Below are 19,564 nucleotides of genomic sequence, written 5' to 3' on the forward strand. Positions count from 1 at the left end.
CAACTTACCCACGCACAGCATACACGTGTACTGCTATACCGTGACCAAATTGATGATGCGGTGGGCTTTATTCATTCGCGTGATGCGCTGCGCCTATTAACGAAAGAACAGTTTGATAAGCCGTCATTGCTACGTGCTGTACGTGAGATTTATTTTATTCCTGAAGGCACATCGTTAAATACACAACTGTTCAAATTCCAACAATCGAAAGAACGTATCGGTTTGGTGGTTGATGAATACGGTGACATACAAGGCCTAGTAACCTTAGAAGATATCCTAGAAGAAGTGGTTGGTGATTTTACTACCACACAAACTCGTACACCAAGCGAAGAAGTCGTGTCACAGGATGATGGTTCATTCTTAGTAGATGGCGGTGCTAACGTGCGTGATCTCAATAAAGAAATGGATTGGGAATTTCCCCTTGATGGTCCAAAAACTTTAAGTGGTTTGATTGTCGAATACTTAGAAGATATTCCAGATGCTAATTTAAGTTTACGTATTGCAGGCTACCCTATAGAAGTGGTTGAAGTGAAAGAAAACATGATCAAGCTGGTACGTATCCAAGCAAATAAACGCAAAGTATAAGTCTTTAAGTAGAGTAGCAACAAGCTACTCTATACTTCCCCAACTAGCCCCACTTTTTTGTGCATGTTATACCAATCGACTTAAATATTTAACCATTCTAGCCCGCTATGCGCTCTTATGTAGATATTGACGGTAAAGTTAGCTAAATAACCGTTCTAGCCAACTTTGATCGAGATCTGCTTCGCACTTTTTAAGTTGTGCACCATAGCGACTGGCGCGGTTTTTAACTTTATTTGCCACTGCCATTAGCCACTGTTTCTTTTTATAAGTGCCACGTTTGTAGCCGCCCCAACCCTCATGATAATTAAGGTATTGCGCATAAGCATCCCACTTCGACACACCATTTACTTTATGGGTTTTATAGACAAACCAAGCCATAAAGTCGATTGCATCATCAAAATCATCTCGATCGGCGCCACTATTGCCCGTTTCACGAATGTAATCAGCCCAAGTGGGAGTTTTAGCTTGTGAGTAGCCATAGGCTGAACTTGCTCTGCCAGTGGGAATGATCCATAAAAAATATTCCATTGGCGGTGCAGCATCATGTCTAAAGGAACTTTCTTGGTACATCATGCTCATTAATACATGTTTCGGTGATCCCCACTTTTCTTGGGCATCTTTTGCGTCATAATACCAATCGCTTTTCTCTTCAAAAATTTTACATATATCATTAGGTTGCTTTGGAGGGGCTGTTGCGCAACCTGTTAACGCAGCTCCCAGCGATAAAATAATTAAACTTTTTTTCATTTTTTTTGATTCTCGCTGAACTTTTTATAAAAGCGTAAGTCCTATTTTATGAATGCGCAGTTTAGCATTGTTTATCCCTGAAGAATCTTTACGCAGCCAACTTGGGCTGCGTTTTTTTTTGCTACTTTTTAGTTAGCGTTAAAATAAGCATCTAAAAAAGCATTAAATGTCACGTTATCAGCTGCTTTCAACGCTTTCTCAGCAACGATTGATTGCTCCGCCTGCTGTTTTAAGTAACTATCTGAGTACACATAATACGGTGTATTTTCATGACTTTCCTGGTAATTTCTTGCCAGCGCTAATGCAAAATGGCCATTATCAACACCCGACTCTTTCAGTTGCTTTACGTAACGTCCAGAGTACGTTAACTCAGGATCAGCGACCCATTGGCTTAACCGCGTGATGGTTGCACTGTAGTAACTGACCCCATACGCTTCATCCATATACGCAGCAACATGCTGGAGCTGGGTAAAAATTTCCGTGCCCCACGTAGCTAAACTACATGCTTCGCCTGAACGATTTAACATAACCTGGGCAGCTCGACCTTCACTGACTACGGTATCTAAATTTGCAGTACTACGTTGTTGCGAATCCCAATCCATTGTTGGTGAATCTTTTAATAAGCAATAAGTCAAAAACACATCTAAAAAGTGAATTTGCTCAATATCAATTCCTGTGGCTGCAAATGGATTTACATCAAGAGCCCGAATTTCTATGTATTCAATACCACCACGTAGTAATGCATCGGTTGGCGTTTCGCCACTGTTAGCATTCCGTTTCGGGCGAATTGGCGAGTAAAATTCATTTTCAATCTGCAGCACATTCTTATTCAGTTGCTTTGGCTGCGCATCTTTATAATCGGCAAGTTGATCATAAATATCAGACGGTGAGTTGATCGCCGCTTTTAACCCAGCTACGTATTCTTCTAATGAGTTGTACATTACTTTTAATGAAGATTGCGCACTATTGGTGTAGCCTAAATTACCTAAGCGTAATGCGGTGCCAGTTTCTAGATAAAGTGTGCCTTTACCGAGCTTTTTAAAAGGAAGATCGGTACTGCGACCTTGCAAAAAGGAGTTACATAATGCCGGTGAGGCACCAAATAAATAGCTGATCAGCCACAGTTCACGCTTAAAGTTACGGATCAAGCCTAAATAGCCTGATGAAATAAAATCTTGTAGTGAACCCGTATCGCCTTTAATCGTTTGCAGACTTTGCCAAAATGACGTTGGAAACGAAATATTAAAATGCACGCCCGCAATGGCTTGCATCATACTACCGTAACGATTTTTAAGGCCTTCACGGTACAGGGTTTTCATTCGGCCAATATTAGAATCGCCAAATTGGGCTAATGCGATGTCATCTTGATGCTCAATAAAACACGGCATACTGATAGGCCATAATAGTTCATCACCCATTTGCGATAAGGTAAACTTTTGCAAATCGTGTAGCTGATTTAACGTTTCTTCAGCAGATCCGCTAACAGGCGTAATAAACTCTAATAATGACTCAGAAAAATCCGTGGTGATATGCCCATTCGTCAACGCACAACCCACCCCTATTGGATGAGCCTGTTGCGAAATCGTACCATTGGGTTGGATCCTCAACGCTTCTCTTTCAATACCACGTTGAATGCCTTTAATTGCGTATTTATGCTGTTCCGGGGCGAGCGCTGTTAGCGCTTTAGTTAAATCATGTGTTGTCAAAAATGCTTCCTCGAGCCACGTGGCCTAATCCTAAGTCAATGGGGGCAAATTGATAATACTCAAGGTTTAATAATGGCATAACTGTAATTACCACTATTTGCCATGAAGGTCACCGTGTATTTATAAAGCACACTAGCTGCGGGCAGCTTAGCCCACACCCCAATGTTTACTAATCTTGCCATTGTAAGGGCTAAGATACAATTGCTTTAATTGCACAACAGTGATGCGATTTAATTGTATACGACAGCAGTTAGCAATTATCAATGCATGGCACTACAGTGATGATATCTATTTATATACTCAGTTATTACAAGAATGCCTACAGACATTTTCACATTTATTTGTTTTAGATCATAAAAAAGCTAATTAACAATAGTTTTGTATCCAATAGTACTGAAGCAGCTATCTTTACATTGGTATGAACTTTATAATTGCTGCTAATAATAAAGTATGTTTAAGGACTACCTATGCGTCGGGGTCAGCAATTAGTAAATGAAGAAGTTACTTTTTCACAGCAGCAGGAACTTGTCTCCACAACTGACTTGCGTGGGGTGATCACCTATGCAAATAAGGATTTTTGCGCCATAGCAGGTTACAATTTAGAAGAGCTGCTTGGCAAAAATCATAATATTGTTCGCCACCCTGACATGCCTAAAGCCGCATTTAAAGAATTGTGGGAGAAACTCAAGCAAGGTCACTCTTGGCGCGGCATGGTGAAGAACCGGTGTAAAGATGGCCGTTATTATTGGGTTGATGCATTTGTCACCCCTATTTTTGAACACGGCCAACTCGTTGGTTACCAATCAGTGCGCACAAAACCCAACGAACAACAAAAACGCCGTGCCCAAGACCTGTACAGCAAAATAAATGCAGGAAAATCCTTGTCGTCTTGGCGCGAATGGGTGGCTCTACGCCAAACTGCGGCACTACTGATAGCTCTACTTGGTTTAGGACTATTGGCCATATTTGTATCTATTGCTGTTGCACTGATAGCAACGTTGTTTTGCTTAGTTGTTATCGCATTAAATTACGATGAATTGGTTGTAACGCCAAGCGCATTAAAACAACAAAAGTTACGACATGACTCGGTGTCTCGTTATATTTATGTAGGCCATCATCCATTTAGCACAAGTGAATATAGTATACAGATGCTCAATGCTAAATTACGTACCGTATTAGGACGAGTAAAAGACACCACAGGTACTTTTACGGGTATTGCCGCTAATTTAGATGAACAATCAGCGCTCACTGAAAAAGGCATTGCCGCACAGGGACAACGCCTTAGCCAAATAGCCACTGCTATGTCGCAGATGAGCGCAACCATAGGTGAAATATCTGGCAATACTCACCATACCGCTGAGAAAGTAAATCTTACTTACCAAAGTTGTTCCGACATAAAACTGCATATTGCTGATAATAGCGCGATGGTATCTGATCTTGCTCTGCAAGTTGAGCAAGCTGCAAGTACCGCCAACTCACTTGCAACCGAGGCGGATAAGATTGGCCAAGTAATGACTGAAATCGAAGGCATTGCTGAACAAACCAATTTGCTGGCTTTAAATGCGGCGATTGAAGCCGCGCGTGCAGGTGAACATGGCCGAGGCTTTGCGGTAGTGGCCGATGAAGTGCGTGCGTTATCATCTCGTACACAACGTGCTACGGCACAAATTCACAGTTCAATAAAAGAAATTCAAGATACCCTGTTTAGCTGGTCTACAGTGATGAAAAACACCAAAGCGCAAGCCGATGAGTGCGTTAATACCACCGGGCATACGCAAATTGAACTGGATAGTATTTTCGCGCAGATCAGTGAAATATCACAACTCGCCACACAAATATCTGCTGCTGCCGAGCAGCAACAAACGGTCAGCCTTGATATTAGCGACAACATTACGCAAATAAAAGGTTACAGTGACGAGAACTTAACATTGAGTTTTAATGTAGCTAGTGGCGCAGCACAGCTTGTTGAAGGCTCGCGAAAAGTAAACGATATCCTGCTTACTTTTAAAGTATAACGACTTTATTTTCCATAAAAAAAACCGCTAAGTTATGATTCTAGCGGTTTTTTTATAGGCATAAATTGATTAGCGACAGCTAAATATTAAGCCACTTTCATCAGCATCGATGACTATCATGTCACCACTTTGATATTCACCAGCGAGTAATTTCTGAGATAGCGGATTTTCAATCGTGTGCTGAATTGCACGCTTGAGTGGCCGCGCGCCATAAACGGGATCAAAACCGCTGGCAGCAATACGCTCAAGTGCTGCATCACTTATTTGCAGTAAGTACCCCATTGCCGTTAAACGCTCACGTAGCTTGCTGAGTTGAATATCAGCAATTTCTTTAATGTGTTCGTTAGCAAGCGGATGAAATACCACGGTTTCGTCAATCCGGTTAATAAATTCAGGTCTAAACTCATTAACCAAAACGCCCATCACTTTTTCTTTTAACGCTGCGTAATCGTTATTACCTGTTTGCTCTTGAATAATATCCGAGCCTAAATTTGAGGTCATAATGATCACCGTATTTTTAAAATCAACGGTGCGACCTTGGCCATCGGTTAAGCGGCCATCATCCAATACTTGCAGTAGAATATTAAACACATCAGGATGCGCTTTTTCAATTTCATCAAGTAAAATAACTGAATAAGGACGACGACGTACGGCTTCGGTTAAATAGCCACCTTCTTCGTAGCCAACATAGCCCGGCGGTGCGCCGACTAAGCGCGCAACTGAGTGTTTCTCCATAAACTCAGACATATCAATGCGCACCATCGCGCTTTCAGTGTCAAACATATAGCCCGCGAGCGCTTTCGTCAGCTCAGTTTTACCCACCCCAGTTGGGCCTAAAAATAAAAACGAGCCAATTGGCCGATTAGGATCTGCAAGTCCTGCGCGCGAGCGACGGATCGCATTGGCAACTGCCACTACAGCTTCGTCTTGACCAATGACTTTATGATGTAGTTGTTCTTCCATTTGCAGCAGTTTTTCTCGCTCACCTTGGAGCATCCGCGATACCGGAATACCGGTCCAACGAGAAAGTATCTCGGCGATTTCGTCTTCACCCACTTGGTTTTTCAATAAACTCATTTCTTGCATTTCGGCTTGTGAGGCCAAATCAAGTTTACGCTCCAAATCAGGAATACGGCCATATTGTAATTCTGACATACGCTGTAAGTCAGTGGCGCGACGGGCAACATCTAAATCTAAGCGCGCTTGCTCAAGCTCCGCTTTGATCACTTGCGTGCCTTGTAAAGATGCTTTTTCAGCAGTCCATACTTCATCAAGCTCACGATATTGTGCTTCAAGTTCAGTGATCAGCTCTTGCATTTCGCTGCGGCGCTTTTGACTGGCGTCGTCTTTTTCTTTAGCTAGCGCATTATCTTCAAGTTTTAGCTGAATAATACGGCGCTCTAATTTATCTAGCGACTCTGGCTTTGAATCAATTTGCAGGCGAATAGACGACCCCGCTTCATCAATTAAATCAATAGCTTTATCTGGCAGCTGCCGGTCGCTAATATAACGGTGTGACAAGTGCGCAGCTGCTACAATTGCCGGATCGGTAATTTCAACACTGTGATGTAGCTCATAACGCTCTTTTAAGCCACGTAAAATAGCAATGGTGTCTTCAACCGACGGCTCTTCCACCAGCACTTTTTGGAAACGACGCTCTAGAGCGGCATCTTTTTCGATGTATTTACGGTACTCATCTAAGGTGGTTGCGCCGACACAATGCAGCTCACCACGTGCTAATGCGGGTTTGAGCATATTGCCCGCATCCATCGCACCATCGCTCTTACCAGCGCCAACCATAGTATGAATTTCATCAATAAATAAAATCACTTGGCCTTCTTCTTTGGCCAGCTCATTGAGCACCGATTTTAACCGCTCTTCAAACTCACCACGGTATTTAGCACCAGCTACCAAGGCACCTAAATCAAGCGATAACACACGTTTGTTTTTCAAGCCTTCTGGCACTTCACCATTAATAATACGCTGCGCGAGCCCTTCCGCAATCGCGGTTTTACCCACACCAGGTTCGCCAATTAATACTGGGTTATTTTTGGTGCGTCGCTGCAGAACTTGAATTGTACGGCGAATTTCGTCATCCCGACCGATAACTGGATCAAGTTTGCCTTGCTCTGCACGTTCCGTTAAATCGATGGTGAATTTTTTAAGCGCTTGACGAGTATCCTCCGCATTTGGGTCATCAACCTTTTGACCACCACGAATGGCTTTGATAGCGGCTTCTATCTTTGTGCTGGTCATATTTAGCGCACGGAAAATATCACCTAGCGGGCCTTTATCTTCACAGGCAGCTAATACAAACAGTTCGCTGGAGATATATTTATCTTTACGTTTTTGTGCGTATTTATCACATAAATTAATCAGTGAAACCATATTGTTTGACAACTGCACGTCGCCACCAACACCTTCCACTTTAAATAGCTTTTCTATCTCTTGCGATAACTTGGTATTGAGTTCATCGGCACTTACACTGGCTTGAGCCAATAACGCACGCACACTTGAGCCACTTTGCTGCAAGAGTGAATACATTAAATGTACCGGTTCAATAAATTGATGATCACGACCAAGCGCTAATGACTGAGCGTCAGAGAGCGCAGATTGAAATTTACTGGTAAATCGATCTAAACGCATAAGGGGTTACCTATTAAAAAAACTAATTACTTAATTAATGGGTATGCTCGGCACTTTGATCAAGGCTTAGGAGAAAATATACTCACTGAATAGACACTTATTTGCGCCAGATCAAAGAAGCCATCCGTCCTGTTTGACCATCGCGACGATATGAAAAGAATTGTTCACTATTGCTAACTGTACAGTACTCACCACCACTAATATTTCTTATGCCTAGGTTAATAAGCTCGGTGGTTGCAAGCAGATAAATATCGGCTAAATATTTACCATTCGCTTGTGCCACAAATGCAGTGTGATGAGTTGCTGATTGCTCACAGAAAAGTGCTTTTACTTCACTGCCGACCTCAAACTTTGCAGCACCTATGGCAGGACCTAACCACGCTCGGATCTGTGCTGGAGGGCAGCTAAAGTGATGCAAAGTATTGGCGATAATACCCGCATGCAAACCGCGCCAGCCACCATGAATAGCAGCCACCTCTTCACCACTTTCACTGGTAAGCAAAATCGGCAAGCAATCTGCTGTCATAATTGCCAGCGGTTGATTTTTTAATCGGGTATAGAGTGCATCCGCATCATAATTAGCATGTGGGTCAAAATACTCATCCACAACAACAACTTCACTGCTATGGACTTGGTTAAGCCACACCGGTGCTTGAGGAAGCTGAGCAGCTAAAAGCGCGCGATTCGTTAATACCGCGTGCTGATCATCGCCCACATGTAGGCCTAAGTTTAAACTCGCAAAAGGCGCATCAGATACACCGCCCTGACGAGTTGTACTGAGAGCCCCTACATTAGGTGGCGCTGTCCAATTAGGATAAAGCATTAAGGCAGCTTAAAAATCGATATTTGGGTTAGCTTTAGTATCTTCACGCAGTACGTGAGTCATGGCGACCATATCATCTGGAATAGGCGCTTGCCAGGTCATCATTTCACCAGTGATAGGATGCGCAATACTTAACTTAACAGCGTGTAATGCTTGACGATTAAACTCACGTAACATCTGGAATAATTCAGGTGTTGCACCTTTTGGTGGACGTGGACGACCGCCATATGCTTTATCACCAATCAATGGATGATTGATAAATGCCATATGCACACGAATTTGGTGCGTACGACCTGTTTCTAAACGCAGACGTAATCGTGTATGAGCACGGAATTTTTCAGCAACACGGTAATGCGTAATCGCGGGTTTACCCTGCTCATGCACTGCCATATGCGTACGCTGTGTAGGATGACGACCAATCGGCTTTTCAACCATACCACCGGCAGTCATGGTGCCATTACAAATTGCTTCGTATTCACGGGTGAAGTTTTCGCGTTTTTGCAAGGCTTTAACTAAATGTGTTTGTGCCTGAATCGTTTTAGCTACCACCATTAAACCAGTAGTATCTTTATCTAAACGGTGAACAATACCTGCGCGCGGCACGTTAATGATGTCAGGATAGTGATGCAACAATGCATTTAACACTGTGCCATCTGGATTACCAGCACCAGGGTGTACAACTAATCCCATTGGTTTGTTGATCACTAAAATATCATCATCTTCATAAACAATGTTTAATTTGATATCTTGCGCTAAGTATTCACGTGGTGCTTCAATACTTGTTTCAACATTTACAACCTCACCACCAAAGAGTTTTTCTCTTGGGGTGTTGAAAATTTCACCATCTACGGTGATTTTATCATCTAAAATCCACGTTTTTATACGTGAACGCGAATAATCCGGGAACAATTGTGCTAATACTTGGTCTAGACGTTTACCGCCTAACTCAGTTGGCACATCGGCTTGAAGAGAAATTTGCTCTGTCATTAGTAACTTTACCCAATTTACCAGTGCAAGCTGTGCTCGACTGGGTTAGAATCGCTTTTAATAAAAGCATTATATAATAAGCATAGTTTACTCGGTTTTACCCACTTGGCCTAGCCGAAGACATCGAAGGTAACAAATAAAATGATAAATAGAATAGGGAAACGTGCATTTGCCATTGTTTTTACAGTTTCATTACTTGGTTTAGGTGCATGTTCGTCAGCACCTGATGAAGAAGATATCCAACGCGTTCCTAATAAGTCAGCGCAGGCATTGTATGAAGATGCTAAACAAACGCTTGATTCAGGCTTATATGCGCGAGCAATAGAGCTGTTAAGTGCGATTGATTCGCGCTATCCATTTGGCCCTATGTCAAAACAAGTGCAAATGGACTTAGTTTATGCCCATTACCAAGCAGGTAATACTGAGCAAGCACTGGCAACCATTGATCGCTTTATCCGTTTAAACCCAAATCACAAAGATTTAGACTATATGTACTACATGCGTGGTTTGGTAAATATTAAAGCCGATAAAAACGCCTTTCAGGAATACTTTGGCGTTGACCGCGCCGACCGCGATGCTAATCGTACCCGTGTTGCCTTTACTGATTTATCAACCTTAGTTAATCGCTTCCCTGACAGTGGCTATGCCCCTGAAGCAAAAAGACGGTTAGTTTGGTTGCTCAATAAAATGGCCCGTTACGAATTAAAAGTTGCTGATTATTACTATGAGCGTGAAGCTTATTTAGCAGCAGCAAATCGCGGTAAATACGTTGTTGAACATTATTCGCAAAGTAGTTATTTAGATCAAGCACTCGAAATGATGGAAAAAAGCTACAACAAGCTTGGTTTACCTGAATTAAGTGAACACGCTAAGCTGACTCGCGAGCAAAATAAACGCAAGTAAATTCCAAATACAAAAAAAAGCGCTACTTATGATTTATAAGTAGCGCTTTTTTAATGTCTGACTTTTAAATTAAATCGCGTCTTCGTCCTCTTCTGCGGTACGAATGCGTACAACACGCTCAACGTCAGTGACAAAAATCTTACCATCACCAATTTTACCGGTTTGTGCTGTTTTAACAATCACTTCAATAGCACGTTCAACATCATCATCACCAAGCACGATATCAAGTTTCACTTTCGGTAAGAAATCAACCATGTATTCAGCACCACGATAAAGCTCGGTATGGCCTTTTTGACGGCCAAAACCTTTCACTTCACTAACGGTCATCCCGGTGATACCTACATCAGACAATGCTTCACGGACATCATCAAGTTTAAATGGTTTAATTATTGCTTCAATTTTTTTCATTATTAGTCGCTACTCTTATATTGCCAATTGGGTCGATTTTAGACAATCCTGCACTTCATAGCAAACAAAGCAATTGAATTACGGTGATTTAATCGCCAGCAATGGTATGATTGCTCCAATAGGAGCAACTACACTCAGGGTAAGTTGCTCAAAGTGCACTGTTTACTCAGTGCCAATCCAGTATTAGAGGTAAACATGAAAAAACAGCAACATGGTTTTACACTACTTGAGTTGATGGTCACCATTGCCATCGTTGGGATTATAGCCGCTATTGCTTTTTGGAATAGCAGCGACATGCTCGAAAATAATCGCGCTGAAAATTATTTACTGGAATTAAAACGAAACATCAACTTTGCGCGCGCCAAAGCAACCAGTACCGATTCACTCATCGTGGTGTGCAGTGGTGATACAACCAGAATAGAAAATGACAGAAAAGTGACCTGTTTAGATAGTTGGAATGACGGCTCTGTCATCGTCTTTTATGATAGTAACAGTAATGGCATTCATAACCCACGTATAGGGGACAAAATACTCAGGGTGATGTCAGAAATACCCGACAATAGTCAATTTACGTTTACCGGTGATAATTCATTAATATTTGATGCCAGCGGTCGTGTCACCACAAACCCGGGCACATTTACCTATTGCCCTAATAAAGATAATGAAAACAATAAAGCAATGGAAGTAAGTGTCTCTGGCACGGCTTTATACTACGGAGATACCACAAATACCTGTGACTAAATCCCAGTTAACAACTTGCAACTACACCTAGCTCAACTACCATTAAAAGAAATACCACCAACGAGCTCTCACGGATGAGAAAAACAACCCTATCTAACCCACACTCTGGTACGACACTTATCGAAATAATGGTGGTATTGAGCATCCTCGCTATCTTAGCTAACCTTGCTCTTTTTCATGTGCAGCCATTTTTTGCCCAAACTCGGCTAGAAAATTATAGTCACCTAATAAAAAGAACACTGAGCTTAGCTCGTAATAACGCCATTTCTTTAAATAGCCAGATTACAGTATGTAGTTTAGCGTCATCGGTCTGCGATAACAGTCGTTGGCATCAAGGCCTCACTGTCTTTGTTGATAAAGATGAAGTAGGTGTATTTGGTGATAATGACACGGTCATTTTAGTTACAGAAGCAATCAATGAATCTGATATGCTTACTTACCCACGTGACGCAGTGACATATCGACCTGACGGTACGCCAAGGGGATTTGATAATGGCACGTTTGTGTATTGCGCTGAATATAAATCAGCTGAACTAGCTGGTATTGCAATTTCAGTCAGTACGACAGGAAAAACAACTTTAAAAGACACAGATGAGTGTCAAACTAACTAGTTTGAGTTCTGATTAACTATTTACCCCAACATTTACTTGCATCGGCATTACCTTTAGCGGTTTTAAGTCCAGCATCATCAATAGTAAATGAAGTACAGTCATCATCTTGTAAAACAGGACCTGCGACCGGCGTGGCTGTTATTTCAAATGTACCCGCATCATTATCAACAATGACTGCAAGCGTGTAAAAGCCATGCTCGGTTGGTGATACTACATTTAGATTCGCTAAATCACTTGTATAAACACGATTATCAACAAAAAACTGTTCTTGTCTATTAGCCGCATCAAGTAAAGCTGTAATGGCTTCTGTACGAGCTGTCCGTTTCACATGCTCAAAATAGCTTGGCAAAGCGATTGAAGCAATGATGCCTAATATTGCTACCGTGATCATTAACTCTATCAGGGTGAAACCATTTTTATCTGCTTTTATCATACGCGCCATCTACATCTCACTTTATATCTAGGTTGGTCATAGCAATGGCCGCTATCACGTTTATTCACTATCATAGGTCCGTACGCTATTGAATGCAATTATTGAGAAATTATATCTTGCCTATAAACATAAGTTTGCTGCACTTTAAGGCCAAAAACTTGTCCTGCTGCGTTATTTACTAATTTTATTTGCCCATTCTCATCAACACTAAGTTCAGGCCCTAATAGCTCTTGAGGTATAAACGCTTTGCTCGGCTGTGATTCACTTTGCCCTTGGCTGGTATTTAGCCATGGCCCGAGGAGCAAGAACTGACTTTTCTTGACTGTTGGTTCCATGGTGTCGTCACAGAGTTGATCATTATTTTCATCTACACATTGCTCAATCGAACCAAAGTAGAGCTGCGGTGTATCAGGTATTTCCTGGTGAGTTAAGTAAGCCAACTGCTCATAAACTTTAGTACCGTAATGTAAATGAAACGCGTACATAGCCCCTTGGCCGCTGCTATTTACACATTGTTGAGCAGTGCTAGCAGCAGCGGGGGTATAGCTGGTGAAATACGCAATCCCGCCTACCACCGTTGCCGCAGCCAAAGACTTCTCACCTAAACCAGGTAAGTTATAATACCAGCCTTTAAAACTGCCCAGTTCCATCTCAAGTTGATTAAACGCATCAACATCATTGAGCTTAGTCGAAAAAGGATCAGAGCTGATATCCATTAAATCATCAACTTTGATAGGATCAGGTAAACCATTGATAAATTTACCCGTTACAGTATTTATATCTCGGATCATATAAAGTTGGTCTTGGGTGCTTGTAGCTGTTGCTGCAGCACGGTCACCACTGCCTATTAATATTGCATCGAAGGGCGTACTTTCACGTACGTTAAGCATTTTTCCATTATAAAACACACTGCTAAGTCGGCTAAATGAGGTTCTGGCAATCATAGCTTGAGTTAAAAAGCGTCGATCTTGGTTCACTCCATTGCCACCCAACTCCGCTAGTTTAAAATGTGTCCAAAAAGACGCTTCAGGCATATCTACACGCCACACATTCCCTCCGGTATCGGCAACATAAAGGCGGTCAATATAACCGTCGTAGTTTGCATCAAAAATAGCCACATCGCCGGCAATGCTATCAACACCTTTAAAGCCATTCTCAGGTGTTAATGACCACACTTTTTCACCCGTGCTCGCATCAACAATATAGATCCCTCGCCCTTGGCTATCTGAGTTTGAATATTCTTTATCTTTATTTGTGTCGTAACCGGCTGCAAAAATCAGTACTGGTTTATTTTCAAATCCGGCTAACTTAATATAAGTTACAATCGGCTTTGACCATGTTTGGCCTAATTCTTTAAAAGTAGCACTACCGCCTTGGATCGGGTTACTCCAAAGTAGTTTAGGTGAATTAGGTTTGGAGATATCAAGTCCATAATAATTTCGCCCACCTCGACGCAGTCCAAAGAATGCCCAGACTCTGTCTCCCTCATTAATAATGCCATTACTGTTTTTGTCATCAATAAATAAGCTAATAGGGCCATCAACGCCATAAATTTTGCTGTTCGCTTGATTCTCTCTCAGAGGCTTAAGAATGTGATAGAGGCTACGAGGAATGAATGCCCAACTTTCTGATAGAGTACCGTCTTTATCTTGAAACATATGCAAAAAGCCGGCATTTGTACCAATCAGGATCCTTACATCACCATTGCCATAATCAACAGCGACTGGTTTTGAATGGAGAGGATCACCAAAAATATTAGCGCGAGTTTCAACTCGGTCATTGTTATTGTTTTCATCATCAATATCAATGCCCCTCGCCCAGTTAATTGTCGCCTCAACTTGCGCTGGTGATTCATTAAATAGCTCATCAAGATCATCTAATTGACCTTGTAATGTGGAATATGTAAAAGGCAGTAAACCTGCAGGAGAATCTGTGTAAATAGCTCTTGGTATAAATTGTGACAACCAATAATTGACTCCCCCAGCTTGTAGCTGAGCACCATCATTGGGTTGTGACGTTGGCAGCCAAAAAGTGCGGCTAGCTTGGCTTATTTTCCCCTCGGCATCCAAAGCACTCTTCCCTGTGGCATCGATAATTTGTGCGCCAGACACTTGCAGCTTCTTAAGATTACCTTGCCAACGAGGCCCAAGATCGGGTTTAAACATGGTTAAATAAATACTATCTAGATGGCGAGTTCTATCCGCGCTATTTGCGACAAGCGCAGGAGAAGTAAAACTAGCATCCACGTTGCGAACTGTTTTCATAGTCGCTACTAAAGCACCGTTTAGATCATCAATAGATTCCGCTAAAAAATATTGCCCACCTCCTTGTCTTGCAGTTTCAATTAATACTTGCTGCGCATAAACTGGCATACCAAACCCAAACCCTACAATATGTACATTGACTGTATCTATCGCGGTTGTTTCTGGATACGCATCGTAATTATCAATTCCTTGACCATGTAGAAGTTTAGCCACTGTCGGTAAGTAGGTATTGTTAAATTTTACAGCAGAATAACCATACATGGTTTGGTGCAGCTGTTTGATATCATTTTCACGGCTATTTTCTAATAACGGAAGGCTTTCTGTCAGTGACATTCCATCAGTGATCAAGACAACATTAACCCGACTTTCGCAGCGTATTGCTGAATCGCTCAGTAATTTAAAAGGCGAAATATATTGCCCTTGCTTTTGAATTCGAATATCGATTAGATTTAACAAATTTAGATGATCATACCCTACTTGTTGGCCATGCAAGTAAAGCAAGGCTTCATGTAGCATTTCTGTAGCCGGACTTAGGTTAACTAAGGACAGTAATCCCCAATCATCGATAGTAGCGATAATGTCACTATGATCCGAGCCAAACCCATGAGCGACATAACCGCCTGTAGAGCCTAATAGCCCCCCTAAATTAAGTATGTTACTTAAATCTAAATTTAGCGGTCCGTTGGATTTTATGAGTGCAAAATCAACATCTGGATTTTCACTGATCAGCTTCTTCATCGCTTTTTTTGCCGCGGAGAGTCGTGTCTCAGGGCATAACTTAATTAAACCTAAGAGCCCTTTACATTGCTTATTACTATTAATAGATAAAGCCATACTGAGTGAGTTATCAAACACTAATAACACCCGTGGTTTATCATTACTCTCTAACTGATAAAGTTCGATATCATCGGCAATACAAAATTGACTGATAAAAAACAGTAAAGTGCCTAATAGAAGCCTTGTAACTCCATGAGTGAACTGAGACATAGCGACCACCCCCTATCCATGTGAGAATCTGTTAGATATAAAAACCCATACAGAAGACGGCCTAATATTCTTAATGAGTACTACTTTAGTACAGCATAAATTCTAGCTTTAACAAGATAAATAGTGACTGCATTGTATAAAAAACAATCAAACCCATACTTTTTAACTACATCTAATTGATTGGATTAAAGTATTAGGGCGGCACCTGAAGCAATGTTTTTATATTAAAATTTTTACTAATAAAGTAGTAATAGATATGATCTGTGCCATCCATTGAGCAAAAGTAACACGAAGGGCACAGCTTTTTATAGAGAAGCTGCGCTCTATAACGAGGGTATGTTGGCCTTTCAGGGTTAAAACTTGGCCATCTAGGGGTGATTTAATCGCAGTTTGAGGTTTGTAACCTAGTGGACTAGGTTAAAAGACCGAGTAAAACCACCGCAGCATGCTTTCGCTCCTTACCTACATCCATGCAGGTAAGAGTCAAACGTTTCTAGACGGATCAGCTAACCATCATTTTCGATTATCATTCACTTCACGCTTATAAATAAACGTTTGTTGGGTTTTAAAACCAAAGCCAATTGGTACGGCATCACTAACAAGTTTAATTTTGCCATCCTTGTCAAACGCAATACCTGGCCCAAGGATCTCTTTTGGTACAAATGGGTTTTTCGCGCTCAACTCTTTTTCCGTTTCTTTAGTTTTCTTAATACCGGGCCCGAGTAATAAAAACTGGCTTTGCTCATCACATTCATCCTCATCACAGGCTTCGGTACTGCCAAAATAAAGTTGTGGTGTATCCGGCACATCATTGCTCGTCACATAGCGTAATTGATTATACACTTTGCTGCCGTAATGTAGATGAAACGCATATAACCCACCACTTCCGCCACTTAAAGAGCATTGATTAATCGTGGCATCTTCTGAAGCAGGTGTAAAACTAGTATAGTATGCAACCCCACCCACTACAGTTGCAGCTGCGAGTGATTTCTCTCCACTACCGGGTAGATCATAATACCAACCATTGGCTTTACTCAGCGTCACCTCAGCTTTGGTAAACTCATCTATATCATCAAGTGCATTTGCAAAAGGATCATTATTAACATTCATTAAATCACTTGCTGTAATTGCCGCTGGTATGTCAGTGCCTTGAAATGACTTAGTCACAGTATTGATATCACGGATCATATAAAGTTGATCTTGTACGCCCGTCAATGTTGGTTTTGGCCTGTTACCACTTCCTATTAATACCGCATCAAAAGGAGTGTCTTGACGAGTTATCGTTGTTTGGTTATTGGCTGTAGTACTGGTTACTTTACTAAACATTGTACGTGCTACTATAGGCTTATAAAAAAAGCGTCTATCTTGGCTAGCTAAAGTGCCACCCAACTTTGCTAATTCAAAGTGAGTCCAGGGATTTTTACCATCTGTAGGGCTTGAACCAGGCATGTCTATTCGCCACACACTGCCTGCAGTATCTGTCGCGTATAAGCGGTCTATATAACCATCATAATCTGAATCAAGTATCGAAACAGTTGCCGCAATACTGTGTTTTCCTTTAAAACCTGTGTTAGGTGTTAATTCCCACACCAATTCACCATTTGACGCATTTACAATGTATAAACCGCGTCCTTTACTATCATTACTAAGCGAAACATTGTCTTTATTGGTGTCAAAGCCAGCACCAAAAATCAGCACAGGATCTTCTCTTCCCTTAATGTATGACACTGTAGGAGCAGACCAAGTTTGCGCTAACTCTTTATAAACTCCGCTACCACCTTGTATTGTCCACATTAATTTCGGCGCATCAGGGTTAGTAATATCTAAAGCGTAATACTGATTACCACCACGGCGCATACCAAAGAATGCCCATACTCGATCACCCGCTTCAACAATCCCATCTCGGTCTGCATCATCAAAAAACACCGTTATTGGGCCATCAACACCATACACTTTGCTATCAGCCTGGTTTTCACGCAAAGGTGTTAAAATTTTATATAAGCTGCTTGGAATAAATGACCAAGTTTCACTGACAGCATCACCTTTATCTCGAAACATATGCAAAAATCCAGCATTAGTGCCAATTAAGATGCGTACGTCATCATTCCCATAATCAACAGTGACTGGTTTTGAGTGTAATGGGTCACCGAATATGTCTGTACGTTGATCACGACGAGAACCATTGCCGTTTTCATCATCTACATCAACCCCTCTGGCCCAGTCAATTGTTGAACCGACACTGTCTTTATCAGTGCCGAAGCTAGTAGCTAGATTAGTAAGACTCCCTAATGCAGTCTGCAAAATTGAGCTTTTAAATTCAATCAATCCCCCTTTAGGGGAATCCGTGTAAACTGTTCGTTCAGCTAAATGGGTAAGGTGTAAATTAACCCCCCCATTTTCCACCGAGTTACCATCTGCAGCTGTGTTGGCGGGTAACCAAAAGGTATGTGCTGTTGATTTAATCAACCCATCATCGTTGAGTGCAGGATTACTTTTTGCGTCAACAATCTCTGTACCAGACACTTTTAATTTTTTTAAATTTCCTCGCCAACGAGCACCCGTTTCAGGATAGAACATGGCATAGTAAATTGATTCACGACTACGTGTTTGATCGACATTATTGCTCGCTATAGAAGGTGAGGTAAACGTATCATTCACTTCCCGAATATTTGTGATGAACTTTTTAAATGCAGCGGATAACTGCTCTGCGGTATCAGCATGTTGATATTGACCACCACCAAGTTTAGCCGCTTCTTCTAGCAGCCCTTTACCAGCACTACTCATCCCTGAACCAAAGCCGATTGTATAAACACGACCGGTTTCATGGATATCAGGAGTTTGCGGGTATAAATCCACAACAACTTCTTCGATATCTGCTTTCTTGTTGGCTTCTACACCATGAATTACTTTAGCGAGTTTATGAAGATAATTACTATATAGATAATCGCCACTTGAAAGTGAACGACCAAAATATTTTTTGTATGCAGCACTTATATCATTATCACTGTCGTTATCATTGCCTGGAGATGGGTCACCATCAGTCATATAAATTATATTAACTGAGTTATCACACCGCTTAGCTTCGGCGACACTATCAGCAAAAGGGGAAATATAAGTGTAACTATATACATTTTCCCATTCCCGACAACGGCCCCATCGCCACCGTCGGCACTCTTCACGAATAAAAATTTTATTTTCAACATTTGTATCTCTACTACTCTCGCTGACATTTAGCGCATAGTGCAAGCTTTGTCCTGTTATATATAAATAAGCTTCCCAAAGTGTTTCAGCTAAAGGGGTTCCACCGTCAGCAGGAAGATTATTTATAGATGTTTTTATAGCGGCATGAGAGCTACCGATCCCATTTAATATATAACCGCCATCAGTGCTGTTATAACGCATTAGACCAAAGTCAATATCATCATTTTCATCAATTAGCTGACCCATTGCATCTTTCGCCACCCCTAGACGACTATCACTACACAGCTCATAGAGGCCATTTCTAAATCCGCAATCACGTCCATTACTCGTTGAAAAAGCCATACTCCCGGAAGTATCAAAAATAATTAACACCCGCGGCCTTTCATCTATCTCTACATTATGATTTACATAAAGTTCGATATCTTCAGCATCACTGCGCATACTCAAAAACGCGGTACTACCGAGCAAGATACTTATAACTAAATTTTTAAATTTCATCGTCTTTAC

Annotated in this window: 14 protein-coding genes; 5 read left to right on the forward strand and 9 right to left on the reverse strand. The window is 41.5% G+C overall.

Going from position 1 to position 19,564, the window contains the following annotated elements; all coding sequences use genetic code 11:
* Positions 1 to 585 (forward strand): transporter associated domain-containing protein (locus ENH88_RS22060; RefSeq protein WP_304185652.1); only part of this gene is annotated, 585 nt, incomplete at its 5' end.
* A 138-nt stretch (positions 586 to 723) separates the two neighbouring features.
* Here the strand turns inward: ENH88_RS22060 and ENH88_RS22065 are convergent.
* Both ENH88_RS22065 and gshA read right to left on the reverse strand, forming a co-directional pair.
* Positions 724 to 1,332, reverse strand: a complete 609-nt coding sequence (locus tag ENH88_RS22065; RefSeq protein ID WP_304185654.1) for a hypothetical protein — start codon at positions 1,330 to 1,332, stop codon at positions 724 to 726.
* 128 nt (positions 1,333 to 1,460) lie between these two features.
* Complete coding sequence (gene gshA, locus ENH88_RS22070; RefSeq protein WP_304185656.1) at positions 1,461 to 3,038, reverse strand: glutamate--cysteine ligase; 1,578 nt, start codon at positions 3,036 to 3,038, stop codon at positions 1,461 to 1,463.
* Positions 3,039 to 3,505: 467 nt separating this feature from the next.
* Between gshA and ENH88_RS22075 the strand changes: the two genes are divergently transcribed.
* Entirely contained in the window at positions 3,506 to 5,053 is a 1,548-nt protein-coding gene (locus tag ENH88_RS22075) for a methyl-accepting chemotaxis protein (protein ID WP_304185659.1), read from the forward strand.
* A 69-nt stretch (positions 5,054 to 5,122) separates the two neighbouring features.
* On the opposite strand, the gene clpB is transcribed toward ENH88_RS22075, so the two are convergent.
* The 3 genes from clpB to rluD form a co-directional block, all read right to left on the reverse strand.
* Positions 5,123 to 7,699, reverse strand: coding sequence for an ATP-dependent chaperone ClpB (gene clpB, locus ENH88_RS22080; RefSeq protein ID WP_304185662.1), 2,577 nt, complete (start codon positions 7,697 to 7,699; stop codon positions 5,123 to 5,125).
* Between the two features lie 97 nt (positions 7,700 to 7,796).
* Positions 7,797 to 8,522 carry a peptidoglycan editing factor PgeF gene (gene pgeF, locus ENH88_RS22085; RefSeq protein ID WP_192540401.1) on the reverse strand — a complete coding sequence of 242 codons (726 nt, stop codon included), beginning with the start codon at positions 8,520 to 8,522 and terminating at the stop codon, positions 7,797 to 7,799.
* A gap of 9 nt (positions 8,523 to 8,531) precedes the next feature.
* Positions 8,532 to 9,509 carry a 23S rRNA pseudouridine(1911/1915/1917) synthase RluD gene (gene rluD, locus ENH88_RS22090; RefSeq protein WP_064665852.1) on the reverse strand — a complete coding sequence of 326 codons (978 nt, stop codon included), beginning with the start codon at positions 9,507 to 9,509 and terminating at the stop codon, positions 8,532 to 8,534.
* Between the two features lie 141 nt (positions 9,510 to 9,650).
* Between rluD and ENH88_RS22095 the strand changes: the two genes are divergently transcribed.
* On the forward strand, positions 9,651 to 10,412 hold the full coding sequence (locus tag ENH88_RS22095) for an outer membrane protein assembly factor BamD (protein WP_192540402.1): 762 nt from the start codon (positions 9,651 to 9,653) through the stop codon (positions 10,410 to 10,412).
* Positions 10,413 to 10,481: 69 nt separating this feature from the next.
* Here the strand turns inward: ENH88_RS22095 and ENH88_RS22100 are convergent, their stop codons facing one another.
* Positions 10,482 to 10,820: a P-II family nitrogen regulator gene (locus ENH88_RS22100; RefSeq protein WP_192540404.1), complete on the reverse strand. Its 339-nt coding sequence runs from the start codon at positions 10,818 to 10,820 to the stop codon at positions 10,482 to 10,484.
* A 195-nt stretch (positions 10,821 to 11,015) separates the two neighbouring features.
* Between ENH88_RS22100 and ENH88_RS22105 the strand changes: the two genes are divergently transcribed.
* A complete protein-coding gene (locus ENH88_RS22105) occupies positions 11,016 to 11,561 on the forward strand; it encodes a GspH/FimT family pseudopilin (protein ID WP_304185667.1) in 546 nt (181 codons plus the stop codon).
* 74 nt (positions 11,562 to 11,635) lie between these two features.
* Positions 11,636 to 12,172, forward strand: a complete 537-nt coding sequence (locus ENH88_RS22110; RefSeq protein WP_304185669.1) for a GspH/FimT family pseudopilin — start codon at positions 11,636 to 11,638, stop codon at positions 12,170 to 12,172.
* Between the two features lie 16 nt (positions 12,173 to 12,188).
* Here the strand turns inward: ENH88_RS22110 and ENH88_RS22115 are convergent, their stop codons facing one another.
* The 3 genes from ENH88_RS22115 to ENH88_RS22125 form a co-directional block, all read right to left on the reverse strand.
* Positions 12,189 to 12,614: a type IV pilin protein gene (locus ENH88_RS22115; protein ID WP_304185672.1), complete on the reverse strand. Its 426-nt coding sequence runs from the start codon at positions 12,612 to 12,614 to the stop codon at positions 12,189 to 12,191.
* A gap of 89 nt (positions 12,615 to 12,703) precedes the next feature.
* Entirely contained in the window at positions 12,704 to 15,856 is a 3,153-nt protein-coding gene (locus ENH88_RS22120; protein ID WP_304185675.1) for a pilus assembly protein, read from the reverse strand.
* Between the two features lie 513 nt (positions 15,857 to 16,369).
* Positions 16,370 to 19,555 carry a PilC/PilY family type IV pilus protein gene (locus tag ENH88_RS22125; protein ID WP_304185678.1) on the reverse strand — a complete coding sequence of 1,062 codons (3,186 nt, stop codon included), beginning with the start codon at positions 19,553 to 19,555 and terminating at the stop codon, positions 16,370 to 16,372.
* Between the last annotated feature and the right edge of the window lie 9 nt (positions 19,556 to 19,564).

It is taken from the genome of Pseudoalteromonas prydzensis, assembly GCF_011050055.1.
GTDB lineage: Bacteria > Pseudomonadota > Gammaproteobacteria > Enterobacterales > Alteromonadaceae > Pseudoalteromonas > Pseudoalteromonas prydzensis_A.

Coding starts and splice junctions, on each gene's coding strand:
- ENH88_RS22075 (WP_304185659.1), top strand. CDS start 3,506: ATGCGTCGGGGTCAGCAATTAGTAAATGAAGAAGTTACTTTTTCACAG.
- clpB (WP_304185662.1), bottom strand. CDS start 7,699: ATGCGTTTAGATCGATTTACCAGTAAATTTCAATCTGCGCTCTCTGAC.
- ENH88_RS22105 (WP_304185667.1), top strand. CDS start 11,016: ATGAAAAAACAGCAACATGGTTTTACACTACTTGAGTTGATGGTCACC.
- ENH88_RS22095 (WP_192540402.1), top strand. CDS start 9,651: ATGATAAATAGAATAGGGAAACGTGCATTTGCCATTGTTTTTACAGTT.
- pgeF (WP_192540401.1), bottom strand. CDS start 8,522: ATGCTTTATCCTAATTGGACAGCGCCACCTAATGTAGGGGCTCTCAGT.
- ENH88_RS22100 (WP_192540404.1), bottom strand. CDS start 10,820: ATGAAAAAAATTGAAGCAATAATTAAACCATTTAAACTTGATGATGTC.
- ENH88_RS22125 (WP_304185678.1), bottom strand. CDS start 19,555: ATGAAATTTAAAAATTTAGTTATAAGTATCTTGCTCGGTAGTACCGCG.
- rluD (WP_064665852.1), bottom strand. CDS start 9,509: ATGACAGAGCAAATTTCTCTTCAAGCCGATGTGCCAACTGAGTTAGGC.
- ENH88_RS22120 (WP_304185675.1), bottom strand. CDS start 15,856: ATGTCTCAGTTCACTCATGGAGTTACAAGGCTTCTATTAGGCACTTTA.
- ENH88_RS22110 (WP_304185669.1), top strand. CDS start 11,636: ATGAGAAAAACAACCCTATCTAACCCACACTCTGGTACGACACTTATC.
- ENH88_RS22115 (WP_304185672.1), bottom strand. CDS start 12,614: ATGGCGCGTATGATAAAAGCAGATAAAAATGGTTTCACCCTGATAGAG.
- ENH88_RS22065 (WP_304185654.1), bottom strand. CDS start 1,332: ATGAAAAAAAGTTTAATTATTTTATCGCTGGGAGCTGCGTTAACAGGT.